Annotated in this window: 27 protein-coding genes and 1 pseudogene; 10 read left to right on the top strand and 18 right to left on the bottom strand. The window is 69.5% G+C overall.

The annotated features are described in order from the left end of the window. From rplN to R4Z62_RS13300, 14 genes are all read right to left on the bottom strand, one after another. A complete protein-coding gene (gene rplN / locus R4Z62_RS13235; RefSeq protein ID WP_003998823.1) occupies window positions 1–369 on the bottom strand; it encodes a 50S ribosomal protein L14 in 369 nt (122 codons plus the stop codon). Between the two features lie 106 nt (window positions 370–475). After that, the gene (gene rpsQ / locus R4Z62_RS13240) at window positions 476–760 is read right to left on the bottom strand and encodes a 30S ribosomal protein S17 (protein ID WP_018543912.1); all 285 of its coding nucleotides are present in this window, start codon (window positions 758–760) and stop codon (window positions 476–478) included. Further along, window positions 757–981, bottom strand: a complete 225-nt coding sequence (rpmC, locus tag R4Z62_RS13245; RefSeq protein ID WP_018564811.1) for a 50S ribosomal protein L29 — start codon at window positions 979–981, stop codon at window positions 757–759. The genes rpsQ and rpmC overlap by 4 nt, the downstream gene beginning before the upstream one ends. After that, entirely contained in the window at window positions 981–1,400 is a 420-nt protein-coding gene (gene rplP, locus R4Z62_RS13250; RefSeq protein ID WP_018564810.1) for a 50S ribosomal protein L16, read from the bottom strand. Before rplP ends, rpmC begins: the two co-directional genes overlap by 1 nt. Before the next feature lie 5 nt (window positions 1,401–1,405). Continuing rightward, a complete protein-coding gene (gene rpsC / locus R4Z62_RS13255; protein ID WP_028420771.1) occupies window positions 1,406–2,236 on the bottom strand; it encodes a 30S ribosomal protein S3 in 831 nt (276 codons plus the stop codon). Continuing rightward, window positions 2,236–2,583: a 50S ribosomal protein L22 gene (gene rplV / locus R4Z62_RS13260; protein WP_003974262.1), complete on the bottom strand. Its 348-nt coding sequence runs from the start codon at window positions 2,581–2,583 to the stop codon at window positions 2,236–2,238. The genes rpsC and rplV overlap by 1 nt, the downstream gene beginning before the upstream one ends. Window positions 2,584–2,627: 44 nt before the next feature. Further along, complete coding sequence (rpsS, locus tag R4Z62_RS13265; protein WP_003948639.1) at window positions 2,628–2,909, bottom strand: 30S ribosomal protein S19; 282 nt, start codon at window positions 2,907–2,909, stop codon at window positions 2,628–2,630. Between the two features lie 12 nt (window positions 2,910–2,921). Continuing rightward, on the bottom strand, window positions 2,922–3,758 hold the full coding sequence (gene rplB, locus R4Z62_RS13270) for a 50S ribosomal protein L2 (protein ID WP_018564806.1): 837 nt from the start codon (window positions 3,756–3,758) through the stop codon (window positions 2,922–2,924). Window positions 3,759–3,811: 53 nt separating this feature from the next. Further along, complete coding sequence (rplW, locus tag R4Z62_RS13275; protein ID WP_064534642.1) at window positions 3,812–4,231, bottom strand: 50S ribosomal protein L23; 420 nt, start codon at window positions 4,229–4,231, stop codon at window positions 3,812–3,814. Beyond that, window positions 4,231–4,890: a 50S ribosomal protein L4 gene (gene rplD / locus R4Z62_RS13280; RefSeq protein WP_064534640.1), complete on the bottom strand. Its 660-nt coding sequence runs from the start codon at window positions 4,888–4,890 to the stop codon at window positions 4,231–4,233. Before rplD ends, rplW begins: the two co-directional genes overlap by 1 nt. Window positions 4,891–4,898: 8 nt before the next feature. Beyond that, window positions 4,899–5,543: a 50S ribosomal protein L3 gene (gene rplC, locus R4Z62_RS13285; RefSeq protein WP_018564803.1), complete on the bottom strand. Its 645-nt coding sequence runs from the start codon at window positions 5,541–5,543 to the stop codon at window positions 4,899–4,901. Window positions 5,544–5,560: 17 nt separating this feature from the next. Further along, on the bottom strand, window positions 5,561–5,869 hold the full coding sequence (rpsJ, locus tag R4Z62_RS13290) for a 30S ribosomal protein S10 (RefSeq protein ID WP_003948644.1): 309 nt from the start codon (window positions 5,867–5,869) through the stop codon (window positions 5,561–5,563). Between the two features lie 517 nt (window positions 5,870–6,386). Beyond that, window positions 6,387–6,638 carry a DUF397 domain-containing protein gene (locus R4Z62_RS13295; protein WP_355476286.1) on the bottom strand — a complete coding sequence of 84 codons (252 nt, stop codon included), beginning with the start codon at window positions 6,636–6,638 and terminating at the stop codon, window positions 6,387–6,389. Then, on the bottom strand, window positions 6,635–7,492 hold the full coding sequence (locus R4Z62_RS13300; protein WP_355476288.1) for a helix-turn-helix domain-containing protein: 858 nt from the start codon (window positions 7,490–7,492) through the stop codon (window positions 6,635–6,637). The genes R4Z62_RS13295 and R4Z62_RS13300 overlap by 4 nt, the downstream gene beginning before the upstream one ends. 146 nt (window positions 7,493–7,638) lie before the next feature. Between R4Z62_RS13300 and R4Z62_RS13305 the strand changes: the two are divergent. From R4Z62_RS13305 to R4Z62_RS13320, 4 genes and pseudogenes are all read left to right on the top strand, one after another. Beyond that, window positions 7,639–7,824 (top strand): annotated as a pseudogene (locus R4Z62_RS13305) (ATP-binding protein); the annotation flags it as partial. A 536-nt stretch (window positions 7,825–8,360) separates the two neighbouring features. After that, on the top strand, window positions 8,361–10,163 hold the full coding sequence (locus R4Z62_RS13310; protein ID WP_491519784.1) for a reverse transcriptase/maturase family protein: 1,803 nt from the start codon (window positions 8,361–8,363) through the stop codon (window positions 10,161–10,163). A 22-nt stretch (window positions 10,164–10,185) separates the two neighbouring features. Beyond that, entirely contained in the window at window positions 10,186–10,572 is a 387-nt protein-coding gene (locus R4Z62_RS13315) for an ATP-binding protein (protein ID WP_491521868.1), read from the top strand. Between the two features lie 272 nt (window positions 10,573–10,844). Next, window positions 10,845–11,741: a helix-turn-helix domain-containing protein gene (locus R4Z62_RS13320; RefSeq protein WP_355476292.1), complete on the top strand. Its 897-nt coding sequence runs from the start codon at window positions 10,845–10,847 to the stop codon at window positions 11,739–11,741. Between the two features lie 28 nt (window positions 11,742–11,769). Here the strand turns inward: R4Z62_RS13320 and R4Z62_RS13325 are convergent, their stop codons facing one another. The 3 genes from R4Z62_RS13325 to R4Z62_RS13335 all read right to left on the bottom strand — a co-directional run bounded on the left by R4Z62_RS13325 (window position 11,770) and on the right by R4Z62_RS13335 (window position 14,333). Continuing rightward, complete coding sequence (locus tag R4Z62_RS13325; protein WP_355476294.1) at window positions 11,770–12,276, bottom strand: hypothetical protein; 507 nt, start codon at window positions 12,274–12,276, stop codon at window positions 11,770–11,772. Between the two features lie 3 nt (window positions 12,277–12,279). Then, entirely contained in the window at window positions 12,280–13,590 is a 1,311-nt protein-coding gene (locus R4Z62_RS13330; RefSeq protein ID WP_159393107.1) for an AAA family ATPase, read from the bottom strand. Window positions 13,591–13,835: 245 nt separating this feature from the next. After that, on the bottom strand, window positions 13,836–14,333 hold the full coding sequence (locus tag R4Z62_RS13335; RefSeq protein ID WP_064534629.1) for a MarR family winged helix-turn-helix transcriptional regulator: 498 nt from the start codon (window positions 14,331–14,333) through the stop codon (window positions 13,836–13,838). A gap of 409 nt (window positions 14,334–14,742) precedes the next feature. On the opposite strand from R4Z62_RS13335, the gene R4Z62_RS13340 reads away from it, so the two are divergent. After that, complete coding sequence (locus R4Z62_RS13340) at window positions 14,743–16,263, top strand: MFS transporter (RefSeq protein ID WP_491519897.1); 1,521 nt, start codon at window positions 14,743–14,745, stop codon at window positions 16,261–16,263. Window positions 16,264–16,394: 131 nt separating this feature from the next. Here the strand turns inward: R4Z62_RS13340 and gdhA are convergent, their stop codons facing one another. Beyond that, window positions 16,395–17,753 carry an NADP-specific glutamate dehydrogenase gene (gdhA, locus tag R4Z62_RS13345; RefSeq protein ID WP_064534625.1) on the bottom strand — a complete coding sequence of 453 codons (1,359 nt, stop codon included), beginning with the start codon at window positions 17,751–17,753 and terminating at the stop codon, window positions 16,395–16,397. A 593-nt stretch (window positions 17,754–18,346) separates the two neighbouring features. Here gdhA and R4Z62_RS13350 point away from each other — a divergent pair. From R4Z62_RS13350 to R4Z62_RS13370, 5 genes are all read left to right on the top strand, one after another. Further along, entirely contained in the window at window positions 18,347–18,703 is a 357-nt protein-coding gene (locus tag R4Z62_RS13350) for a hypothetical protein (protein ID WP_064534623.1), read from the top strand. A 90-nt stretch (window positions 18,704–18,793) separates the two neighbouring features. Then, window positions 18,794–19,468, top strand: coding sequence for an ABC transporter ATP-binding protein (locus R4Z62_RS13355; protein ID WP_491519898.1), 675 nt, complete (start codon window positions 18,794–18,796; stop codon window positions 19,466–19,468). Further along, window positions 19,465–21,657, top strand: coding sequence for a permease (locus R4Z62_RS13360; RefSeq protein ID WP_491519899.1), 2,193 nt, complete (start codon window positions 19,465–19,467; stop codon window positions 21,655–21,657). Before R4Z62_RS13355 ends, R4Z62_RS13360 begins: the two co-directional genes overlap by 4 nt. Before the next feature lie 101 nt (window positions 21,658–21,758). Beyond that, entirely contained in the window at window positions 21,759–22,727 is a 969-nt protein-coding gene (locus R4Z62_RS13365) for a LysR family transcriptional regulator (protein ID WP_389597502.1), read from the top strand. Window positions 22,728–22,881: 154 nt separating this feature from the next. Next, complete coding sequence (locus tag R4Z62_RS13370; RefSeq protein WP_355476304.1) at window positions 22,882–24,258, top strand: alpha-lytic protease prodomain-containing protein; 1,377 nt, start codon at window positions 22,882–22,884, stop codon at window positions 24,256–24,258. Window positions 24,259–24,308: the final 50 nt, after the last annotated feature.

Here is a 24,308-nt window from a genome sequence, read left to right on the forward strand (position 1 = left end):
TCACAGCACCTCCGGCGCGAGGGAGATGATCTTCATGAACTTCTTCTCGCGCAGCTCACGGCCGACCGGGCCGAAGATACGGGTGCCGCGAGGGTCGCCGTCGTTCTTCAGAATGACGGCGGCGTTCTCGTCGAAGCGGATGTACGAGCCGTCCGGACGGCGGCGCTCCTTGACGGTGCGAACGATGACCGCCTTGACGACGTCACCCTTCTTCACGTTGCCACCGGGGATCGCGTCCTTGACGGTGGCGACGATGACGTCACCGATGCCCGCGTAGCGGCGACCGGAGCCACCGAGCACACGGATGCAAAGGATTTCCTTCGCACCAGTGTTGTCGGCGACACGCAGCCGCGACTCCTGCTGGATCACGTCTATCTCCTGTTTGTCTGCCGGTTCCCGGTGGGGCTCCGTAAGTCAACTTACGGAGCCCCACCGAGCCTGGCGGAACTGTCCTGCGGGATGGTCCCCGCAGGAATTACTTGGCCTTCTCGAGGATCTCGACGACGCGCCAGCGCTTCGTCGCGGACAGCGGCCGGGTCTCCATGAGGAGGACGCGGTCGCCGACGCCCGCGGCGTTCTGCTCGTCGTGCGCCTTGAGCTTGTTCGTACGGCGGATGACCTTGCCGTACAGCGCGTGCTTGACGCGGTCCTCGACGGCGACGACGACGGTCTTGTCCATCTTGTCGCTGACGACGAGACCCTCACGGGTCTTGCGGAAGCCGCGCGCCTCTGCGTTCTCAGTCACGTTCTTCTCGCTCATGCGTTCTCCACCGTTTCGATGCCCAGCTCACGCTCGCGCATCAGGGTGTAGATCCGCGCGATGTCCTTACGGACCGCCTTCAGACGGCCGTGGTTCTCGAGCTGGCCCGTCGCCGCCTGGAAACGGAGGTTGAACAGCTCTTCCTTGGCCTCGCGGAGCTTGCCCAGAAGCTCCTCGTTGCCCAGCTCGCGCAGCTCGGACGCCTTGGTACCGGCCGACATCACGCTTCACCTGCCTCGCGCTTGACGATCCGGCACTTCATCGGCAGCTTGTGGGCCGCACGAGTCAGCGCCTCACGGGCGATCTTCTCGTTGGGGTACGACAGCTCGAACATGACGCGTCCGGGCTTCACGTTCGCGATCCACCACTCCGGCGAACCCTTACCGGAACCCATGCGGGTCTCGGCCGGCTTCTTGGTGAGGGGACGGTCCGGGTAGATGTTGATCCAGACCTTGCCGCCACGCTTGATGTGGCGGGTCATCGCGATACGGGCCGCCTCGATCTGGCGGTTCGTGACGTAGGCCGGGGTCAGCGCCTGGATGCCGTACTCGCCGAACGCAACCTGCGTGCCACCCTTGGCCATGCCGTCGCGCTTGGGGTGGTGCTGCTTGCGGTGCTTGACCCTACGGGGGATCAGCATGGTGGTCAGGCCTCCGTTCCGGTGCTCTCAGCCGGAGCCGCAGCGGCCGGAGCCTCGGCCTTGGGGGCCTCGGCGGCCGGAGCCTGCTGCTGCTGCGGCTTGCGACCGCGCCGCTCGCCACCGCGGCCACCACGGGCCGGGCGGTCGGCACCGCCGCGGGCCGGGCGGTTACCCGCACGGGCCGCAGCGTTCTCGGCGCGGACCTCGGCGATGTTCTTGACGTCGCCCTTGTAGATCCAGACCTTCACGCCGATGCGGCCGAAGGTCGTCTTGGCCTCGAAGAAGCCGTAGTCCACGTTCGCGCGGAGCGTGTGCAGGGGCACACGGCCCTCGCGGTAGAACTCCGAGCGGGACATCTCGGCGCCACCGAGGCGGCCGCCGCACTGGATCTTGATGCCCTTGGCGCCGGCCTTCATCGCCGACTGCATGCTCTTGCGCATGGCACGGCGGAAGGAGACGCGGGAGGAGAGCTGCTCGGCGACGGCCTGGGCAACCAGCTGAGCGTCGGTCTCGGGGTTCTTGACCTCGAGGATGTTCAGCTGGACCTGCTTGCCGGTGAGCTTCTCGAGGTCACCGCGGATGCGGTCGGCCTCGGCGCCGCGGCGGCCGATGACGATGCCCGGACGCGCGGTGTGGATGTCCACCCGCACACGGTCACGGGTGCGCTCGATCTCGACCTTGGAGATGCCGGCGCGCTCCATGCCGGACGTCATCATCCGACGGATGGCGACGTCTTCCTTGACGTAGTCCTTGTACAGCTTGTCGGCGTACCAACGCGACTTGAAGTCGGTCGTGACACCGAGCCGGAACCCGTGCGGGTTTACCTTCTGGCCCATTACCGGGTTCCTTCCTTGCTGCTGACGACCACGGTGATGTGGCTGGTCCGCTTGCGGATCCGGTAGGCACGGCCCTGGGCGCGCGGCCTGAACCGCTTCAGGGTCGGGCCCTCGTCGACGTAGGCCTCGGAAATGAAGAGGCTGTCGGCGTCGGTGTGGTCGTAGTTGTGCGCGGCGTTGGCGATGGCGCTGTCCAGCACCTTGCCGACCGGCACGCTCGCGGCCTGCGGGGCGAAACGCAGGACCGCCTGAGCCTCCGTGGCATCCATGCCACGAATGAGGTCCACCACACGGCGGGCCTTCATGGGCGTGACGCGGATGTACCGCGCCTGGGCCCTGGCTTCCATGGTTGTCCCTTCAGTGTTTGTCATGATCTTTCACACCCCGCTGACTAGCGGCGCTTCGACTTCCGGTCGTCCTTCACGTGACCCCGGAAGGTGCGCGTCGGCGAGAACTCGCCGAGCTTGTGGCCGACCATGGACTCGGTGACAAACACCGGGATGTGGGTCTTGCCGTTGTGCACCGCGATCGTGTGGCCGAGCATCGCCGGGACGATCATCGAGCGACGGGACCAGGTCTTGATGACGTTCTTGGTGCCTGCTTCGTTCTGTACGTCCACCTTCTTGATCAGGTGGTCGTCGACGAAAGGCCCCTTCTTCAAGCTACGAGGCATCTCAACCCGTCCTTAGCGCTTCTTGTTCGTCTTGCGGCGGCGGACGATGTACTTGTTGCTCGCCTTCTTGGGAGAACGAGTACGACCTTCCTTCTGACCCCAGGGGCTGACCGGGTGGCGGCCACCCGAGGTCTTGCCCTCACCACCACCGTGGGGGTGGTCAACCGGGTTCATCGCCACACCGCGAACGGTCGGGCGGACGCCCAGCCAGCGCTTGCGGCCGGCCTTGCCCCAGTTGATGTTGCTCTGCTCGGCGTTGCCGACCTCGCCGACCGTGGCGCGGCAGCGCTGGTCGACCAGGCGGATCTCACCGGACGGCATGCGGAGGTGGGCCATCGTGCCCTCCTTCGCGAGCAGCTGCACGGAGGCACCGGCGGAGCGGGCGAACTTGGCACCGCCACCGGGACGGAGCTCGATCGCGTGGATCGTGGTACCGACCGGGATGTTGCGGAGAGCCAGGTTGTTGCCCGGCTTGATGTCGGCCCCGGGACCGTTCTCGACGCGGTCGCCCTGCTGGAGGTTGCGCGGGGCGAGGATGTAGCGCTTCTCGCCGTCGGCGTAGTGCAGCAGCGCGATGCGCGCGGTGCGGTTGGGGTCGTACTCGATGTGCGCGACCTTCGCCGGCACGCCGTCCTTGTCGTGACGACGGAAGTCGATCACGCGGTAGGCGCGCTTGTGTCCGCCACCCTGGTGGCGAACGGTCACACGACCGGAATTGTTACGGCCGCCCTTGCTGTGCAGGGGACGGACCAGCGACTTCTCCGGCGTGGACCGCGTGACCTCGACGAAGTCGGCGACGCTGGCGCCACGACGGCCAGGAGTCGTCGGCTTGTACTTGCGGATACCCATTGTCTCTCAGTCCTCGGAAAGTGATTCCGAAATCTGGACGCTCCAGACCACCGTCAGGCGGTCGGACCGCCGAAGATGTCGATACGGTCGCCGTCGGCGAGGGTCACGATCGCGCGCTTGGTGGCGGCACGCTGACCGAAGCCGGTCTTGGTGCGCTTGCGCTTGCCCTGGCGGTTGATCGTGTTGACGCCGGTGACCTTGACCTCGAAGACCGCCTGGACGGCCTGCTTGATCTGGGTCTTGTTGGCGTTCGGGTCGACGATGAACGTGTACTTGTTCTCGTCGAGGAGCGCGTAGCTCTTCTCCGACACGACCGGCTTGAGCAGGACGTCACGGTGGTCCGTGTACGACTTGCTCAGCGGGGTCTCGACGGTGTTCTTGCCCTCGGCGGCGTGGCGGCGCGCCTTGGCGACGCGCGCGGCCTTGGCGGCCTTGGCGGCCTTCGAGGCGATGGAGGGGTGACGCGTAGCCATCAGGCCTCGCTCCCTTCGGTGTCGTTGGCCTTGTTCGGGCCGGCGACGAAGGACTCGAAAGCGGCCTTGGTGAAGACCACGTCGTCCGAGACGAGAACGTCGTACGTGTTCAGCTGGCCCGGCTCCAGGATGTGGACCTGGGGCAGGTTGCGGGCGGACAGCCACGCGGCCTCGTCGGCGCGGTCGACGACCAGGAGCAGGTTCTTGCGCTCCGAGATCTTGCCGAACAGCGTCCGGGCGGCCTTGGTGGAGGCGGTCTCACCCTCGACCACGCCGGAGACGACGTGGATGCGGTTGTGGCGGGCCCGGTCGGTGAGGGCGTGGCGCAGGGCCGCGGCCTTCATCTTCTTCGGGGTCCGCTGCGAGTAGTCGCGCGGCACGGGACCGTGCACGACGCCACCACCGGCGAACTGCGGCGCGCGGGTCGAGCCCTGACGGGCACGGCCGGTGCCCTTCTGGCGGTACGGCTTCTTGCCACCGCCGCGGACTTCGCCACGCGTCTTGGTCTTGTGGGTGCCCTGGCGGGCAGCGGCCAGCTGTGCGACGACGACCTGGTGGATCAGCGGAATGCTGACCTTCTCAACGCCGAAGATCTCCGCGGGGAGCTCGACGGTACCGGCCTTCTCGCCCGCCGGCGAAAGGATCTCAACAGTGCTCATCGGTTACCTCAGGCCCCCTTGGCCGCGGTGCGGACCAGGACGAGGCCGCCGTTCGGACCGGGAACCGCGCCCTTGATGAGCAGCAGACCCTTCTCCGCGTCAACGGCGTGGACGGTCAGGTTCTGGGTGGTGACCCGCTCGTTGCCCATACGACCCGCCATGCGGAGGCCCTTGAACACACGGCCCGGGGTGGCGCAGCCACCGATGGAACCGGGCGAGCGGTGCTTGCGCTGGGTGCCGTGACCGGCGCCGAGGCCCTTGAAGTTGTGACGCTTCATGACACCGGCGAAGCCCTTGCCCTTGCTCTTGCCGGTGACGTCGACCTTGATGCCCGCCTCGAAGACCTCGGCGGTGACTTCCTGGCCGAGGGTGTACTCGGAGGCGTCCGCGGTGCGGATCTCGACGAGGTGACGGCGGGGGGTGACGTCGGCCTTGGCGAAGTGGCCCTTGAGGGGCTTGTTCACCTTGCGCGGGTCGATCTCGCCGAAGGCGATCTGGACCGACTCGTAGCCGTCGACATCGTTCGTACGGACCTGGGTGACGACGTTGGGGCCGGCCTTGACGACGGTGACCGGAACAACACGGTTGTTCTCGTCCCACACCTGCGTCATGCCGAGCTTCTCGCCCAGGATGCCCTTGATCTGCTTAGCCATTCTCAGATCACCAGCCCTCAGAGCTTGATCTCGATGTCGACACCGGCCGGGAGGTCGAGTCGCATCAGAGAGTCAACGGTCTTGGGGGTCGGGTCGAGAATGTCGATCAGGCGCTTGTGCGTGCGCATCTCGAAGTGCTCGCGCGAGTCCTTGTACTTGTGCGGCGACTTGATGACGCAGTACACGTTCTTCTCAGTGGGCAGCGGCACCGGGCCCGCGACCGACGCACCAGTGCGGGTCACCGTCTCGACGATCTTCTTCGCCGAAGAGTCGATGACCTCGTGGTCGTAGGCCTTGAGCCGGATGCGGATCTTCTGTCCCGCCATGGCTACTTCGTAGTCCTGTCTCTTCTTACGCTCTGGAACCCGGTGTCTTCCTGGTTCCCCTTGGTCTTCGCCGACCCACGCGGTCGGGTGTGTCGCGCTCTCGCCGACATGGATGTCCCTTGTGAGGACATCCCTGCGGGATTGCGCGGCCCTACCGAAGCCGCAGGCCGGGGATCGAAGACCCACCGGGCGCCTGGCCGGTGCCGCGCCCACGCTTCCCGGAAGATTCCCGTACGTCCGCCCCAGCGCTGCCGTGAGGCAGTTAGGGCGACGAGTACTGTGGGACTCGCTTCCGGTCCTCCCGGCGGGAGGCGCGCAGCATCAACACTCGGCCGAGCAACTCCGACAGTCTGCCATACGGGACGGCGGCCTGGCCAATCGAGCCGAAGAGATTACCCCGAAGGTGACGCAGGTCAAACCGGCGGGCGGGGCGGCGGGGGGCGGGTCCCAGACAATGGACTACCTGGTCCACAGACACGGCGCCGCCGTCGCCCGGTGAGGCGGGGTGGTCGAGAGATCAGCTCTCCGAGGCGTACGACACGAAATCCGCCCAGGCACCTGGGGCCAGCGCGAGCTGGGGGCCGCTGGTGTTCTTGGAGTCGCGGACGTGGATGGTGGTGGGGGCGTGGGCCACCTCGACGCAGTCGTTGCCGTTGCTGCTGCTGCTGTAGCTGCTCTTGAACCAGTGGAGGGCCACTTCGACGCAGTCGTTGCCGTTGCTGCTGTCGCTGTGGCTGCTCTTGAACCAGTGGAGTTCCGGGGTGCTCATAGTTCTCCCAGCGTTTGCTCGATGAAGACCAGAGACTCCTCTGGCGTGAGCGCCTGAGCCCGGATGATGCCATAGCGCAGATCGAGGACGCGGAGCTGCCTGGGGTGCGAGACCGGGCGGCCGGAGAAGTCGCCGTCGGTACGGCCCATCCCCGTACCGTCCGCGAACTTCAGCACTTCGATGAGGCCTCCCGTGCCAGGGTGGTTCGCGTGGGCGGTCGGCATCACCTGAAGTTCCACGAACGGCAACTGCGCCACCTCCAGCATGTGTTCGAGCTGTCGACGCAGCACCATTGTGTCCCCGATCGGGCGGCGCAATGTCACTTCTTCCAGGACGAAGCTGAGCTCCGGTGCGGGCGAGCGCTCGAAGACGGTCTGGCGTGCCGTGCGAGCGGCCACCATGCGCTCCAGTTCGTCCGGCGAGTAGGCCGGACGCCAGGTACTCAGCAGCGCTCGCGCGTACTCCTCCGTCTGCAACAGACCGTGGATGTTGTGGTTGCCGTACAGCAGCATCTCCACCGACCGCTTCTCCAGATCGGCCAGCCGCCGCACCTTCTTCGGATACCGCGCCTTCCTCATGTCCTCCATGAAGGCCCGCAGATGCCCCTGCGCCCGCAGGAGCTGATCCGCCTTGTCCAGGAACTCCGGCCGGGGGATGCGTGCGCCCCGCTCGATCTTGCGGAGCATGTCCTCGCCGTACCCCATGGTCCTGGACAGGTCGGCCACCGTCATCCCGGCCGCCTCCCGGCAGACCTTGAGCAGTCGGCCCACCGCCTGCACCACCGGCTCGATCTCGTCGCCCGGCTCGACGTCCCAGCCCGCCTCGTCGGCCCCTTCACTCACCGCTTCGCTCACGACTCCTCCTCCGACGCGACTCGTACGTACCCGTACTCGTACAACGCCGAGACAGCCGAGACAGCCGAGACAAAAGCCGGGACAGTGGCAGTACGTGCAGGCGTTGTCACTCACCAACGGAAGCAGGTGAGGCCACGCTGAGTGACGTGAATCAAGAAACACGTGCCCCTGAAAACCACCTCACAGGCCCCGTCCGGAACTTCAGCCTTCAGCTGTCCTCCACTCCCCGCGGGGCCCGGCTCGCCCGTCTGCTCGCCACCGAGCAGTTGCGCTCCTGGGGCCTTCCGTCGCATCCGGCGGAGTACATCGTCGCCGAGCTGGCGGCCAACGCCGGTGCGCCATGAGGCGCTCTGTTGTATCCCCGGTTCAACCGGGAGGAACTGAAGGGAGGTTTCTGGGTCTGATGGCTTACTTGGAACCGAAAGGTGAAGGGGACAGCAGCATGCCAGGAAATCAGTGCTCGTGTTCACGTGTGGAAGCGAGGCACTGAGGGACCCGCGCGATATGGCGAAAGCTGTACTGCCTGAACTCCAATCTCCAAAGGATGAAATGGACTGCATCCGCCGGAAAGCCACACGTGACACCGGCGCCGCACCCTGCGGTGGAGTAACTGCGTATCCATCGCACCCTTCGGGTCGCGGAATGATTCCCAGTGAGGGAATTCAAGGGGATGAGTGGGGCGCCTAACTCGCGCTAGACACGTACAACAGAGACGAACATGGGATCACCTAAAAGGCGCGAGCCTCAAGGTGACGGAGGCCCCGTAGTAGTCGTAGGAGTAACGACCTGCCAAGGAGGACGGGAAAGCCGTCCACAGGGCGAAGGGGGCCAGGTGATTCGGACATCACGATGCTGGGAGGTATGCGTAATGCAGAACGCCGAAACGGTGCTTGATGTCCTGCGTGAACGCGGCAGGCGAAGCCTGCCGTGTGATGAACTGTATCGACAGTTGTTCAATCCAAGCCTGTATCTACTGGCCTACGGGCGCATCTACGCCAACCACGGCGCGATGACACCCGGAGTCTGCGGGGAAACCGCTGACGGCATGTCCGAAGCCAAGATCGGACACATCATCGAAGCCATGCGTCATGAGCGCTATCGCTTCCGCCCGGTGCGGCGCGTCCACATTCCGAAATCCAACGGAAAGACGCGCCCGCTCGGCCTGCCGTCCTGGTCGGACAAACTCGTCGGTGAAGTGATACGCCTTCTTCTGGAAACGTATTACGAGCCGCGTTTCTCCAGCCGCTCTCACGGTTTCCGCCCCGGCCGGGGCTGTCACACGGCACTGTCCGAAGTGACATACAACTGGACCGGGACAACCTGGTTCATCGAAGGAGACATCTCCGACTGCTTCGGCTCGCTGGATCATGAGATTCTGCTGGCCATTCTATCGGAGAAGATCCACGATAACCGGTTCCTCCGCCTCATCCGACAGATGCTGAAGGCGGGATACCTGGAGGACTGGAGATGGCACGCCACCCTGTCGGGCTCCCCGCAAGGCGGTGTGCTCTCCCCACTCCTGTCCAACATCTACATGGACCGGTTGGACACATTCGTCGAGACAGTTCTCATCCCGGAATTCACCCGAGGAGCAGCTCGCCGCAAGAATCCGGCCTATAAGGAGCTGGAGAACGCAATCGGCACTGCCCGGAAGCGACTCGCCTACAGGAAGGAGAATACCGAGTCCGCTCAAGTCCGCCAATGGCGAAAGGAGTTGCGCCACCATCCGGTCGGTGATCCGCATGATCCCGGCTACCGGCGGCTACGCTACATCCGCTACGCGGACGATCATCTCCTCGGGTTCATCGGACCCAAGGCCGAAGCCGAGACGATCAAACAGCGCCTGGCCGCATTCCTCCGCGACGACCTCAAGCTGGAACTCAACCAGGGCAAAACGCTGATCACCCATGGCCGCACCCAAGCGGCCCGCTTCCTCGGCTACGAGATCACCGTCCAGCACGCAGATGAAAAGGTCTCCAGGGGCGGCCGCATCAATCGCGGTCTCCGCTCCATCAACGGGAAGATCCAACTCCGCGTACCCAAAGGTGTGATCAAGGCCAAATGCGCCCCGTTCCTCCACCGTGGCAAACCCACACACCTGCTCCCGCTGACGAGTTGCACACCCTTCGACATCATCGGCATTTACGGAGCGCAGTACCGGGGCATCGTTCAGTACTACCTGCTGGCCGGCGATGTCTGGAAACTCGACCGGCTCAAGGGGGTCATGCTGACCTCCATGCTCAAGACCCTGGCCGCCAGGCATCGGTCACGGGTGACCGCGATGGCCAACAAGTACAAAACAACCATCCGGACACCCGTCGGACCACGCAGATGTTTTGAGGCCAGGATCAAACGTGAGGGCAGGAAACCGCTGATCGCACGGTTCGGTGGTATTCCCCTGATCCGGCAGCGGAAAGCCGTCATTGACGACCTTCCGCCTACTCAATTCACTCCCCGCAGCCGCCCGCGCGGAAGCCAGCTCATCGACCGGCTCCGCAAAGGACGGTGCGAACTCTGCAACAAGCGAACAGCCGTGCAAGTCCACCAAGTTCGCCACCTTGCAGAGCTCCAGGCGCGGAAAGAGCAGCCTCCGTGGATGCAGCTAATGGTCAAGAAGCGACGCAGAACCCTGGTGGTCTGTCCGCCCTGCCATGAAAACATCCACGCATAACCGGGCCCAGGATCACGCAGTAATCGCTGGAGAGCCCGCTGCACCGAAAGGTGCACGGCGGGTTCGGGCCGGGGGCCACAGGAAAAGGAGCTGCCGCGGCAGCCACCTCGCCTGTGGCCTACCGGTACTGACCCACGGCCGCGTTCCCGGCCGCGACTTCCGGCTTTTGCTCTACGTCGTCGGCGACACCCTCCGTATCGAGGTGACCGACACGCGCGGCGACCGGCTCCCGCACCCGGAGCGCGCGGCAGACGCGGTCGGCGACGTCGCCGAGTCCGGCCGTGGCCTGCTCCTCGTGGAGGCGCTCGCCGACCGCTGGGGAGTCACCACCGGGCCGCCCCCGCGCAAGACCGTCTGGGCGGAGGTGGCGACCGGGCCGGCCGGATCGCGGGCCGTCACGAGCCGGTGACCGGCGACGCGGTCCGGCGCGTGATCAATGCTTGAAAGGACCTGGGGGAAGACCTACCGACCAACCCACCCCACCTCGCCGGTCCGCCCCGGCCGTCACGCCGCACCCCGTCACCCGGAAGAGTGGCAACGCCCAACTCGGCTGGATTTCCGCCCCGTTCGCTGGCATATGCTCGCCGCGACCGCACCACCACCGCAGACATGCGACGGCCCCCGGCCGGGACTGGCATCCCGATCGAGGGCCTGACCACCGAGGAAGCAAGGACCTTCCCGATGGATATCCAGAACCTTAGCGCGCCCTCGTGCTCCCAGCCGCTGAATCCGCGCGGCATCACCCACATCCGCACCCGGCACACGACCCGCTTCACGGTCGTCGGCAACCACCTCGCCCAGCACGGCGTGCTCTCGCTCACCGCGATCGGCCTGGCCTGTCACATCCAGTCGCTGCCCTCCGGCGCCCGCGTCGACATCAAGACGCTGGCCGCCCGCTTCCCCGAGGGCGAGACCCGTATCGCCGCCGCGCTGCGCGAGCTGGAGGCCCACGGCTACCTGGCCCGCATCCGCGAGCGCCTGCCCAGCGGCCGCATGGTCACGCACACGGTCTCGTACAACCAGCCCCAGCCCCGGCCCGCCCAGGCCGCCGCGCCCAAGACGCCCAGGACGCCTGAGCCGCTCAAGCCCCCGCCGCCTGCCCCGATGGATCCGCCGCCACCGGCTCCCTCCGCCCCCGAGCCGGCGCCCGGCCCCCCGCTCCCGGCCCCGCTCGCCCCCGACCTCGCCCGGCACCGCACGGCCACCGCCCTCCTCGCCGGGCTGCACCGCCACGATCCCCGCCTCCTCCTCTCCGAGCGGGCCGTCCGCCGGCTCGCCCCCGCCGTCGCCGCCTGGCTCGAACGCGGCGCCCACCCCGACGCCGTACGCCATGCCCTGACCGCGAACCTCCCCCAAGACCCCCTGCGGCACCCGGCGGCCCTGCTCGCCCACCGCCTCACCGAGCTGCTGCCACCTCCCGCGCCGCCGGTGTCCGCACCGCCACCGTCCAGCGTCGAAGCCGCCCCTCCGCCTTTCCACAACTGCGAGAACTGCGAACGCGCGATCCGGACCCCGCACCCAGGCGCCTACTGCCGCGACTGCCGGGACACCGGTCTCGACACCGGCGCCGCCGCATGAACCCCGGCCCCGCCACCACTCGCCGCGTCTACGGCAGCTCGGCCCAGGTCCCCATCGTCGCCTCCAGCGTCCAGATACGGACTTCCGCCTGGGCGCGGGCCGCGTACAGGTCCCGCTCGGCGACGATACTCAGATCGCCGGTGCCGAGCTGCTGACGCACCGCGTGCTCGGCCAGGTCCATCCCCGTCGTGCCGCCATCACACAGCGAAGCGAGGAACGGTCCGTCCCAGGTGCGCTCGTGCAGCACCCAGGGAGCCTCACCCGCCGCGGTCTTGCGGAGCATGTTCAGGAAGATCCCGGCACAGGTGCGGCGTGCCGTACCGTCCTTGATCTGGAACACGTGGTTGCCGGTCTCCACCACCGTCGCCGTGGGCAGCACGAACCGGATCTTCTTCCTGAGCCGGTCGTCCATCTCCGCGAGGACGTCTGCACGGTGATCGTTCATGTGAGGCACATCAAGGATCTCGACGAAGACCGAGGTGTCCAGGAAGTCGACGACAGGGAGCCGGAGCCCCGAGCGGTGCTGTCTGCTCACAGCTCACAGGCTCCTCAGGAAGTCCTCGACGCTGGTCACACCCGGGTCTGGGGGGCGTACGGCATCCGGCAGACGGTTCTTGGTCACCGCGTCACCCAGGTCCCCCGCTGCCAGCAGGTCCACGTAGCCGGGCAGATCTGTGAGGCGCGTCAATACGCTCTCCCCTGAGTCCGGATCCCTGGTGCACACGACGACGCCTGAATGGTCCTGCGCCTCAAGCGAGTTGAGCAGGGCCGGGCTGTGGGTGGTGAACAATACGTCGATGCTGCGCCGCTCCGACTCCGCTTTCATCAGGCGCAGCACCCGCGCCGCCTGGGTGGGGTACAGACCGTTTTCGACCTCTTCGATCACCAGGTGCCGCTGGGCTCTCAGGGGGCCGTCGTCTCCGTTGGTGACAGGGGCGCTGAGCAGCGCGGTGCCGAAGGCCAGGAAGCGCAGCATGCCGTCGCTGAGGAGCCGGGCCGGCACATCGTGGTCGGTACCGTGGTAGCCCGACTCGCGCAGCACCAGCTGCACATCACCGAGCCTTGTGTCGACGGTGCTGATGCCCCGCACCGGATACTCGGGCATCCCCGCCACGAGTTCCGTAAGCTGGGCGAAGGCGGAGGGGTCGGTCTCCCGCAGCCCCTCGACCGCCGCGCTCACATTGTCGGCGCTGCGCCGCAGTTCCGTGTCGCGTGCGTTGACGTACTGCCTCATGAGGTGCGGCACCGGGTCCAGCAGAAAGACCTCACGCAGCACGGCAAGGACGTCCCGTGCCGCCCTGTGCACCAGCTTGGTCGCTTCCGTGGTCGCGGGCAGACGTACCGGAACCTGGCTGGTCAGCAGGCGGTCCGCGGCGAACGGGATACCCGGGTCCAGGCCCCGCCGCCCGTTGAAGTACCGGACCTTGAGGTCACTTCGGCGCGGGTCCACGGGGTCGCTGGCCAGGAGCGAACGGCCGGCGGCCAGCCTGCGCCCCCCATAGGGGACGCCTTCCACCGCCGTCAGTTCCTCTCGCATGACCCGGACCTCAGGGCGTACCGCGATCTCCACATCGAGGTCGAAGACCGCCCGGCCCGAGCGCACGCGGCAGCCGAGCTGGAAACTCTCCTCGCCCAGGGGCACGCATCCCTCCGCCCCACCACGAATAGGCTCCTCGCCGCCGCTTCTCGGGCCGTCCAGCGCATCCCGCACCGGCTCGCCCTGGGCCAGCCGGGACAACACCATCAGCCCGTCCAGCGCATTGGACTTGCCGCTGCCGTTGCGCCCGATCAGTACCGTGAGGTCCTGCAACGGCAGACGCCGGCCCGTAAAGCTCTTGAAAGAGGTCAAGCGCACCTCCTCCAGACGGGGAGTCTCCACCGCGCACCTCTCTCACTCGCTCCGACCCGGCTCGTTCTGCCCCCAGCTAAGCAGCAGCTCTTACGGACCGTCCAACGCTGACCGGCCGCGTCCTGTCGAAGATCGCCGCGGGGGCCGCCTTCGCCTGAGAATGCCTTCACAGGGGCGTGTGGTCAGCCGACACTCGCGCGCCCGGCGGGTGGCGCGGCGCAGGCGAGGACGGACGGGAGCGGGCCTCAGCCCGGGTGGCCCCCGCACGTCATGCGGCCGATGGCCGCTGCGGCGGCCGCGTCCGTGCGGGACAGGCGCAGGGTGCGCAGGGCGTCGGTCAGGGCCTCGACGGCCGGCTCGTCCAGCGGGGCGAGAAAGTCGCGCTCGACGCGCTCGCGGGCCTGTTCGGCCTCGGCGAGGCACTGCCGGCCGGCCGGGGTGAGCGTGACGACGTTGCGGCGCCGGTCCTGGTCGCTGCGGCGGCGCTCCACGTAGCCCTTGCCCTCCAGCGCGTCGACGATGCCGACCATCGTGGTGCGGTCGACGCCGAGCAGCGCGGCGATCTCCAGCTGGGACTGCTGCTGCCCGGCGGCGGCGATGACCGTCATGACGCCCAGCTCGCGCGGGATGAGACGGAAGGGCGCGAGCGCCTCGCCCATATCGGCGGCGATGGCGGCGTAGGCGTGCTTCAGCAGATATCCGAGCCGATGGCTCATGACATCGGAGAGCGGCACGTCGTTCATGCGGGCAGCGTACACTGCACTGACCATCAGGATCACTGACGATCTCCGAAGGTGACGATGGCGTGGGGGCACAGGGGCCACCGGGGGACAAAAGGTCTCCAGGTGCCCGGGGGGAACGGGGCCGGGGGGACCGGACCGGACCGGACGGACGTCCGGGTCACCGCCGTCGCGCACGGCCGCGCCGAGCCGCGAGCCGGGCCCGGCCGCCGCGTCACCGCGCCCCGTAGCCCGCCCGCGTACCTCGACCACAGACCACAGACCCGCACCGCAGACGCACACCGCAGACGCAGACGCAGACCACAGACCACGGCCGCGGACCGCCCCGGCGTACCGGCCACGGCGGCGCGCCACCACCGCACGCCTTCTCCACGCACGCCTCTCCACCAGCCAAGGAAGCGACGCCCGACCCATGAGCGACTCCCCTCCGACCGAAGCGATACGGACGGCCCCGGCCGCCACCGCGCACGCACCCGCCGATGCCCCCGACCCCCGCCGCTGGTGGGGTCTGGTGATCATCGCCCTCGCCCAGCTGATGGTGGTCCTCGACGCGACCATCGTGAACATCGCGCTGCCCTCCGCCCAGAAGGCCCTCGGCATGTCCGACGGCAACCGCCAGTGGGTCATCACCGCCTACACCCTCGCCTTCGGCGGCCTGCTGCTGCTCGGCGGCCGCATCGCCGACCTGGTCGGCCGCAAGCGCACCTTCATCATCGGCCTGATCGGCTTCGCCGTCGCCTCCGCGATCGGCGGCGCGGCCGGCAGCCCCGGCATGCTCTTCGGCGCCCGCGCCCTCCAGGGCGTCTTCGGCGCCGTCCTCGCGCCCTCCGCGCTCTCCCTGATGACGACGACCTTCACCGACCCCCGCGAGCGCGGGAAGGCGTTCGGCATCTACGGCGCCATCGCGGGCGCGGGCGCCGCGCTCGGCCTGCTGCTGGGCGGCGTCCTCACCTCGTACGCGAACTGGCGCTGGTGCCTGTACGTGAACATCCCGATCGCGGCCGTCGCCGTGATCGGCGCCGTCATCCTGCTGCGCGACCGCCCCGGGCACAGCGGGGCCAGGCTCGACATCCCCGGTGTCATCCTCGGCTGCGGCGGCCTGGTCGCCGTCGTCTACGGCTTCTCCGAGGCCGAGCCGCGCGGCTGGAGCGACAGCCTGGTCGTCGGCCTGCTGGGCGGCGGTGTGGTGCTGCTGGTGGCGTTCGTGCTGTGGCAGATGAAGGCCAAGCACCCGCTGCTGCCGCTGCGCGTGGTCTCCGACCGCAACCGCGCGGGCAGCTTCCTGACGATGGCCCTGGCCACCATCGGCATGTTCGGTCTGTTCCTGTTCATGACCTACTACTTCCAGGGCATCCTCGGGTACTCGCCGGTCCGCAGCGGCCTGGCGTTCCTGCCGATGTCCGCGTCGATCATCATCGGCTCCACGCAGATCTCCGCCCGGCTGCTGCCCCGCACTCCCCCGCGGCTGCTGATGGTGCCGGGCATGCTGCTCGCCGCCTCCGGGCTGCTGGTGCTGACCCAGCTCGGCGTCGACTCCGCGTACACCACGCACGTGCTGCCCGCCGAGCTGCTGCTCGGCCTCGGCATGGGCCTCACCTTCATGCCGGTCTTCTCCACCGCGACCAACGGGGTCCGGCCGCAGGACGCCGGTGTGACCTCCGCCATGGTCAACACCTCGCAGCAGGTGGGCGGTTCGCTGGGCACCGCGCTGCTCAACACCATCGCCACCTCGGCGACCTCCACCTATGTCGGACAGCACCTGACCGACCCCTCCCGCAAGGCGCAGGTCCTGCGCGAGGGCATCGTCCACGGCTACACCCAGGCCATCTGGTGGGGCGTGGGCGCGATGCTGCTCGCCGCGGTGGCCTCCGGCCTCCTGGTGACCGCCCGGCCGTCCCGGCACGGCGCCCCGGCGGGAGCCGCCGCGCACTAGCCGTACGGCGGGCACACACACGATCGCGCCCCGCTCCGGACCGTACGGGTTCCGGAGCGGGGCGCGGTCGTGTGTCCTGGGCGGTGCGGGTCGGGCGGTGCGGATCAGATGACGCCCTGCGCGAGCACGGGTCAGATGACGCCCTGCGCGAGCATCGAGTCGGCGACCCGCTCGAACCCGGCGATGTTCGCGCCGGTCACATAGTCGCCGGGGGCGCCGTAGCGCTCGGCGGTCTCGTGGCAGGTGGTGTGGATGTCGCCCATGATGCGCGCCAGCTCCTCCTCGACACGGGCGGGCGACCAGGCCGTACGGGCGTGGTTCTGCGCCATCTCCAGGGCGCTGACCGCGACGCCGCCCGCGTTGGCGGCCTTGCCGGGCCCGAAGGCGACCCCGGCGCGCTGGAACAGGTGCACGGCCTCGGGCACGGTCGGCATGTTCGCGCCCTCGGAGACGGCCTTCACACCGTTGCGCACCAGCGTGGCGGCGTCGTTCTCGTCCAGCTCGTTCTGGGTGGCGGACGGCAGGGCGACATCGGCCGGCACTTCCCACACCCGGCCGCCGGACACATAGCGCGCGGAGCTGCCCCGGCGCTCGGCGTAGTCGCTGATCCGCCCGCGCTCGACCTCCTTGACCTGCTTGAGCAGATCGAGGTCGATGCCCTTGTCGTCGACGACATAGCCGCCGGAGTCCGAGCAGGTCAGGGGGTTGGCGCCGAGGGCGAGCAGCTTCTCGATGGTGTAGATGGCGACGTTGCCGGAGCCGGAGACGACGGCCGTCTGGCCCTCCAGGTCCTCGCCGCGCTCGCGCAGCATGGCCTCGGCGAACAGGACGCTGCCGTAGCCGGTGGCCTCGGGCCGGATCGCCGAGCCGCCCCAGCCGGGGCCCTTGCCGGTGAGGACGCCGGCCTCCCAGCGGTTGGTGATGCGCCGGTACTGCCCGAAGAGGTAGCCGATCTCGCGTCCGCCGACGCCGATGTCCCCGGCGGGCACGTCGGTGTGCTCACCGATGTGCCGGTACAGCTCCGTCATGAACGACTGGCAGAACCGCATGACCTCCGCGTCGCTGCGGCCGTGCGGGTCGAAGTCGCTGCCGCCCTTGCCGCCGCCGATGCCGAGCCCGGTCAGCGCGTTCTTGAAGATCTGCTCGAAGCCGAGGAACTTGACGATGCCGAGGTTGACGGAGGGGTGGAAGCGCAGGCCGCCCTTGTACGGGCCGAGCGCGCTGTTGAACTCCACCCGGAAACCGCGGTTGACGTGCACCCGCCCCTTGTCGTCCTGCCACGGCACCCGGAAGATCACCTGCCGCTCCGGCTCGCACAGCCGCTCGACCAGGCCGGGCTCCGCGTACTCCGGGCGCGCCGCCAGCACCGGGGCCAGGGTGTCCAGCACCTCGTGCACGGCCTGGTGGAACTCGGGCTGAGCGGGGTTGCGCCGCTCGATCTCGCTGCGGAGGGCGTCGAGCTGTGTCTTGGTGTCGTCTCGGGTCGTCACGGGGGCCCTTTCTGGCGCGGCGTGCTACCGGTGCGTGACCGGTGGTGAGCGCTCGGCGCCGTTGCCGCGCGCGGGACGCTCCAGTGTTACTCCTGCGTGAACACGCTGACCAGTGATCGAGCGGCGGCTGCTCACCATCCGAGATTCGTTTTCCGTCACCGCCGCGGTCCGCCCCCGGTCTCCCCCGCCGGGAGCGCCGGGAGCGCCGGCGCCGCTGGGACCGGGGCTCCCGGCGGAGGAGACCGGGGCTCCGCGGTCCGCGGCCGCCGCAGCGGGCGGCGGGGGCCAGGAATCGGCCATTCCCTTCCGACCGCGCGGGAATCACCGGCCCAATACGTCACAACACCCGCTCAGCAAGCGCTTCCGGTGCGCGCCGACAATCTCGCGCCGTGCCAGAGCGCGGCGAGCGCCAGGCGATTTCCAGACATACTCTCACCCTTTCCCTTTCCCTTCATGTCCGCCTGTACTGTGTTTTCCCGTCGGCCGGCAGGTCGAAAAAGTGAACATATTCGGAACTTTTAGTTCCGAATTCACGGCACTTCCGGTCCGGCTCTTCCGCAAGGAAATCGCGACCGATCAACAGGGGGTATCTCATGCGCGCTTCGCTCATCAGGATGGTGAGCGGCGGTCTCATCGCCGCGGCAGCCGTCGCCGTGCCCGCCGCCCAGGCGTTCGGCACCACCGTCACGGTCTCCGGCCGGGTCTCCCAGTGGGCTCCCGCCGGCGGGGACAAGGGAAAGACAGGGGTCAAGGACCTCGGCTCCAAGCAGTGGGTCAAGGGCGAGTACAACCGCCAGAGCTCCGGCTCCACGAAGAAGACGCTCTGGAACAAGTCGGGCAAGAACACGACGGTCTATTCCGCGTCCGGCTCGAAGATAACCAAGATCCACGCATGCGAAGAGCACGACTGGGACGATGACATCTGCACCGGCTGGACCTCTGTCGGCTAGGAGCGGGGAGAAATGACGTTTGGGGCCGCCCCGGAGCGTGGGGCAGCCCCAAACGGCGGTGCGCGGGGCACGGTCTGAGAGGTCGAGAAGGTGGATCAGGTGGAAGCGGTCGCTGTTTCCGGACTCACATGCTCCTTCGCCGAGCGGAAAGTGCTCGACGGGGTCGAGCTGCGGGTGCGCTCCGGTGAGTCGGTGGTGATCACGGGACCGAGCGGAAGCGGCAAATCCACGCTGCTGACCTGTCTGCTGGGCCTCATGCGGCCCGACGACGGCTCCGTCGCGCTGGCCGGAGTGGACCTCGCCACGCTGTCCGAGCGCAGGCTCACCGAACACCGCAGGAACACGGTGGGCATGGTCTTCCAGTTCGGCGAACTGCTGCCGGAGCTGACCCCCGTGGAGAACGTGGCGCTGGCGGCCCTGCTCGGCGGCATGGAGCACCGGCAGGCGTACGCCCGTGCCGCGGCGCTCCTGGAGGAACTCGGCGTGCCGCGGGAACAGACGCAGACCGGGCTGCTCTCCGGGGGCGAGCGCCAGCGCACCGCGGTGGCGCGCGCCCTCATCACCGACCCGGCGGTCATCCTCGCCGACGAGCCCACCGGCGCGCTGGACACCGAGACCCGCGAGGCCGTCGCCGACCTGCTGTTCGCCCTGCCGCGCCGCAGCAACTGCGCGCTGGTGGTCGTCACCCACGACCTGACCGTCGCCGAACGCGCCGACCACTGGTACCGGCTGGAGTCGGGCAGCCTCCTGGTGGCGGTGGCATGAGCGGCGCGGACTCCCCCGCCGTCCGGCGCCCCGGGTCCGGCCGCAGGCTCTGGTGGCAGCTCCTGCGCGTGGGGGCCTCGGCCGGCCGGGCCGCCCGGGGCAGCAGGCTGAGGTTCCTCGCCCTGCTGCTGGCCGCGGCCTTCCTCACCACGGCGGCGCTGGCCGCGGTGGCCGCCGCGGCCGCCTACGACGGCCGGGACGCGCGTGAGCGGGCCCGCGGCCCCGTCCTCGCCGCGCACGGACAGGCGCCCGTGGCCCTGTGGCTGGCCACCTCCGACGCGATCGGCTCCACCCCGCACTGGTTCGTCAAGGTCTGGCCGCTCACCGCGACGGCCCCGCCGCCACCCGGTCTCAAGGCCTGGCCCGCCCCCGGCGAGGCCGTGCTCTCCCCGGAACTGGCACGGGTGGGGGCCGCCGAGGGCATCACGAGCCGATACGGCCGCGTCAGCGGGGTGATCGGTGAGTCCGGCCTCGCCTCCCCCGCCGAGCGCCTCGCCTACGCACGCCCGCTGAAGGCACCCGAGGGCAAGGAGCGCGAGGACTGGACCCCGATCTCCGGCTACGGGCGCGCCTGGGGTCTGGGCGAGGCCCTGACCGTGCAGTCGCTGACCATGATGATGACCGGCATCGGCGGTCTGCTCGGGTTGCCCGCCCTCGCCTTCTGCGTCATCGCCGTCCGGGTCGGCTCGGCGCCCCGCGACCGGCGTACCCAGCTGCTCGGCGCGATCGGTGCGGGCCGGCGCCACCGCGCCCTGGTCGACCTGGGCGAGGCGCTGCTGCCGGTGGCCTGCGGCGTCCTGGCGGGCTGTGTCCCGTTCGCGCTCGCCACGGCGGTGGAGGTACGCCTTCCCGAGACCGGGTTCGTACTGAACCGGCACGACGTGCGGGCCGTCTGGCCCCTGGCCCTGGGCTGCGCGGCCGGCGTCTTCGTGCTGATGCTGGCCATGGTGGTCGCCCTGCACCGGCTGGGCCGCACGAAGGGCGCGACCAGGCCGCGCCGGCTCGCCGAGCGGGTCCCTCACTGGCGCTTCGCCGGCCTCGGCGCCTCCGTGGTGGTCCTGCTGGCCGGCCAGTTCGTGCACAGCAAGGCGTACATCATCATGTTCGCCGTCGGCACGATCGGGTGCTGGGCCTTCCTGCCGTCGCTGATCGGGAGGATCGGCCGCCGCCTCGGCACGGGCATGGCGGCCGCCGGGCGGCGGCGCGGCGGCGTCGGGATGCTGGTCGGGGGCCGGTGGACGGCCGCCCACCCGGGCGTCGTCATCCGGCTCGCCACCGCGGTGATCATCGGCCTGGGCTTGGTCGTCCAGCTCCAGCTGTGGACCAGCCGCAGCAGCGACATGGTGCGGGAGGCGGACGCGACGCGGTCCCGGATCGGGACGGGCGTCACCGTGGTGCGCACCGGCGGGTTCACCGACGCCGACCTCGCCAGGTTCGGCGCCGCGCTGCCCGCCGGGAGCGATCTGCTCGTCGTGGGCACCCAGGAGACCGAGACCGGGCTCCTCACCACCCTGGACGGCCCGTGCCCGGCCATGCGGCGACTGCATCTGTCCTGCACCGCGGCGGCGCTGCCCATGACCCCGGCCGATCCCCGCGTCGGAGAACTCCTGCGCTGGTACGGGACGGACACGAGGACAGCCGTCACGCCCGGCTGGCGGCGGGCCGGGAACACCCTGCTGGTCGTCTCCGCGCACAAGGACACCGCCCAGCTCACGGCCGTCAAGGAAGCCGCCTTCACCGCGCTGCCGCACGCCGAGGCGGGCGCGCTCGGCGACGAATGGGTGCTGGGCGCGAGCAACATGCGCCGCAATGTGCGCTGGGTGATGATGCTGGGCACGTCGGGCCTGCTGGTCCTGCTCGCCGCCGCGGGCGTCAGCACCATGGCGGAGTTCCGCCGCTTCAGCACCGCGCTGGCACCGCTCGTCGTCCTCACCGGCCGCACCCGCGTGTTCCGGTCCGTCGCGTTCTGGCATCTGACCGTGCCGATGGTCTTCTCGGTCGGCGTGGCGATGGTCTTCATCTTCTGGGACAGCACGCTCTTCCTGAGCCGGACCAGCGGCGGCCACCTGTCGACGGGGCTGCTGCTGACCGGCGGGGCCGGCGCCGCCGTCCTCGCACTGCTCACCGGCGCGCTGGCCTCCGTCGTGACGACCCGGGCCGCCCGCCGCTGGCGCCCCGTCGCGGACTGAACCCCCGGCCCGGTCCGCCGCGGCCGGTACGCGCCGTCCGTGCTTCCAGTGGTCCGGACCAACCCCTTGCCCCTCCGCCGCCTGCGCAGCAAGCTCCCCCCATGGAGCTGGAGTTGCGGCATCTCAAGACGGTCCGGGCGATAGCCGAGGCGGGCAGCCTCACCAGAGCGGCAACGGTCTTAGGGCTCGCACAACCCGCGCTGAGCGCCCAGCTCAGACGCATCGAACGGGCCCTGGGCGGAGAACTGTTCGAACGCGGGCGGCACGGCGTGCGCGCCACTCCGCTCGGCGAACTCGTGCTGGAACGCGCGCGGATCGTGCTGCCCGCGGTGACCGAACTCCAGCAGGAGGCCGTCCGGTTCGCCCGCGCACGGGCCGGCCGGGAGGCCGAGCGGCTGCGGCTGGGCGCCACGCACGGGCCGCTGCTGGGCGCCCTCGTGGACCTGCTGGCGGCGGCCGCGCCCGACGTCCAGGTCTCCACCCAGGCCTCCTGGTCGGAACGCGAACTGGCGACGCTGCTCGCCGAGGGCCGCCTCGACTTCGCCGTCACCGGGGCCTGCGGCACCGCCGCGCCACCGGACAGCGAACACCTGGCGTGGGAGGAGTTCGCCGTCGACCCGGTCTTCGTCATGCTCGCCGACGACCATCCGCTCGCCCGCACCTGCGAGGTCGAACTGGCCAAGCTGGCCGACGAGGAGTGGGCCTGCGTGCCCGGCGACGGCTGTTTCGCCGACTGCTTCACCGCCGCCTGCGCCCGCGCCGGGTTCGCGCCCGGCCGGATGTACGAGACGGACATCGCCTCCTGTGTGCACCTGGTCCAGGTGGGCCGGGCGGTGGGGCTGTGCCGGGCCACCTTCCCGACCACGCCCGGCATCACCACCAGGCCGCTGGCCGGCACCCCGCTCCTGTGGCGGCACCTGCTGGGCTGGCACCCGGCGACCCAGCGCGCCGGCACCGCGGACACCGTCCTCGCCCAGGTCCGCCGCGCCCACTCCGCCGTGGCGGCGCGCAGCGACAGCTACGCCGACTGGCTCGCCGGCGGCGGCCGGACGAGCAGCACCCTGCCGTGACCCCGCCCGCGCCGCCGGCTCCCCCGAGAAGGCCGTAGCACGCCGGACGGTCCGGTTCCATAACGCCGGGCAAGGGGGTCAACCGGAGTCTTACGCCGCCCAGTCGGCCCTCCTACGGTTTCGGCACCCCCCACCGAACCCGAGGAGATCCCCCATGCCCCACAGACATACGAGAGCCGCGTGCGCCGCGGTGGTGGCGACGGGCGCACTGGTCCTGACCGGGCTCAGCGGACAGGCCGGCGCCCAGGCAGCCGCCACCACGCAGTCGCAGGCGCCGGTGCGGTCGGCCGCCCGGACCCTGCACACCGCCGAGACCTCGGCGGCCGTCCTGAACGCCATGCAGCGCGACCTGGGCATCGACCGGCAGCAGGCCGAGCACCGGCTGGCCAACGAGGCCGAGGCCGGGGCCACCGCGGGCCGGCTGCGCGCCGCCCTCGGCGCGGACTACGCGGGCGCGTGGGTGCACGGCGCGGACTCCGGCAGGCTGAGCGTGGCCACCACCGACGCCGCCGACGCGGCGGCGATCAGGGCAGGGGGCGCCGAGGCGGTCGTGGTCCGCCACTCCCTCGCCTCGCTGGACGCGGCCAAGGCGCGCCTGGACCGCGCCGCCGCCCATCGCGACACACGCGACGCCCCGGCGTGGTACGTCGACGTACCCACCAACACGCTGGTCGTACAGGCCCTGCGGCCCGCCGCGGCCCGTGACCTGCTGGCCGCCGCCGGGGTCGACCCGTCGCTGGCCAAGGTGGTGAAGACGTCCGAGCGGCCCCGCCCGCTGTACGACCTGCGGGGCGGCGACGCGTACTACATCAACGGCAACACGCGCTGCTCGATCGGCTTCCCCATCACCCGGGGCACCCAGCAGGGCTTCGCCTCGGCCGGGCACTGCGGGCAGGCGGGCTCCACCACCACCGGCGCCAACCAGGTGTCGCAGGGCACCTTCCAGGCGTCGATCTTCCCCGGCAACGACATGTCGTGGGTGGCCACCAACTCCAGCTGGACCGCGACGCCGTACGTCAACCAGAACGGCCAGAACCTCCAGGTGACCGGGTCCACGGTGGCGACCGTCGGCTCCTCGGTGTGCCGCTCGGGTTCGACCACCGGCTGGCACTGCGGCACCGTCCAGCAGCTGAACTCCAGCGTGACCTACCAGGAGGGCACCGTCTCCGGTGTCACCCGCACCTCGGTGTGCGCCGAACCCGGTGACTCCGGCGGCTCCTTCATCTCCGGCAGCCAGGCGCAGGGCGTCACCTCGGGCGGCTCCGGGAACTGCTCCAGCGGCGGGACGACCTACTTCCAGCCGATCAACCCCATCCTGTCCAACTACGGCCTCACCCTGAAGACCACCGGTGACGACCCGGGCCCCGGCCCCGGCCCCGGCGACCCCAGCGGCACCTGGGCGGCCGGCACGGTCTACCAGCCCGGCGACACCGTCACCTACGGCGGCTCCACCTACCGCTGCCTCCAGGGCCACCAGGCCCAGCCCGGCTGGGAGCCCCCGAACGTCCCGGCCCTGTGGGCCCAGTCCTGAGCCCGACCCCGGCTCCCGGACCCCACGACAACCACCGCCCCACCTGAGCC

The sequence above is a fragment of the Streptomyces sp. PL-25 genome (assembly GCF_058344915.1).

Coding starts and splice junctions, on each gene's coding strand:
- rpsQ (WP_018543912.1), bottom strand. CDS start 760: ATGAGCGAGAAGAACGTGACTGAGAACGCAGAGGCGCGCGGCTTCCGC.
- rpmC (WP_018564811.1), bottom strand. CDS start 981: ATGTCGGCCGGTACCAAGGCGTCCGAGCTGCGCGAGCTGGGCAACGAG.
- rplP (WP_018564810.1), bottom strand. CDS start 1,400: ATGCTGATCCCCCGTAGGGTCAAGCACCGCAAGCAGCACCACCCCAAG.
- rpsC (WP_028420771.1), bottom strand. CDS start 2,236: ATGGGCCAGAAGGTAAACCCGCACGGGTTCCGGCTCGGTGTCACGACC.
- rplV (WP_003974262.1), bottom strand. CDS start 2,583: ATGGAAGCCAGGGCCCAGGCGCGGTACATCCGCGTCACGCCCATGAAG.
- rpsS (WP_003948639.1), bottom strand. CDS start 2,909: ATGCCTCGTAGCTTGAAGAAGGGGCCTTTCGTCGACGACCACCTGATC.
- rplB (WP_018564806.1), bottom strand. CDS start 3,758: ATGGGTATCCGCAAGTACAAGCCGACGACTCCTGGCCGTCGTGGCGCC.
- rplW (WP_064534642.1), bottom strand. CDS start 4,231: ATGGCTACGCGTCACCCCTCCATCGCCTCGAAGGCCGCCAAGGCCGCC.
- rplD (WP_064534640.1), bottom strand. CDS start 4,890: ATGAGCACTGTTGAGATCCTTTCGCCGGCGGGCGAGAAGGCCGGTACC.
- rplC (WP_018564803.1), bottom strand. CDS start 5,543: ATGGCTAAGCAGATCAAGGGCATCCTGGGCGAGAAGCTCGGCATGACG.
- rpsJ (WP_003948644.1), bottom strand. CDS start 5,869: ATGGCGGGACAGAAGATCCGCATCCGGCTCAAGGCCTACGACCACGAG.
- R4Z62_RS13295 (WP_355476286.1), bottom strand. CDS start 6,638: ATGAGCACCCCGGAACTCCACTGGTTCAAGAGCAGCCACAGCGACAGC.
- R4Z62_RS13310 (WP_491519784.1), top strand. CDS start 8,361: ATGCAGAACGCCGAAACGGTGCTTGATGTCCTGCGTGAACGCGGCAGG.
- R4Z62_RS13320 (WP_355476292.1), top strand. CDS start 10,845: ATGGATATCCAGAACCTTAGCGCGCCCTCGTGCTCCCAGCCGCTGAAT.
- R4Z62_RS13335 (WP_064534629.1), bottom strand. CDS start 14,333: ATGAACGACGTGCCGCTCTCCGATGTCATGAGCCATCGGCTCGGATAT.
- R4Z62_RS13340 (WP_491519897.1), top strand. CDS start 14,743: ATGAGCGACTCCCCTCCGACCGAAGCGATACGGACGGCCCCGGCCGCC.
- R4Z62_RS13350 (WP_064534623.1), top strand. CDS start 18,347: ATGCGCGCTTCGCTCATCAGGATGGTGAGCGGCGGTCTCATCGCCGCG.
- R4Z62_RS13360 (WP_491519899.1), top strand. CDS start 19,465: ATGAGCGGCGCGGACTCCCCCGCCGTCCGGCGCCCCGGGTCCGGCCGC.
- R4Z62_RS13365 (WP_389597502.1), top strand. CDS start 21,759: ATGGAGCTGGAGTTGCGGCATCTCAAGACGGTCCGGGCGATAGCCGAG.
- R4Z62_RS13370 (WP_355476304.1), top strand. CDS start 22,882: ATGCCCCACAGACATACGAGAGCCGCGTGCGCCGCGGTGGTGGCGACG.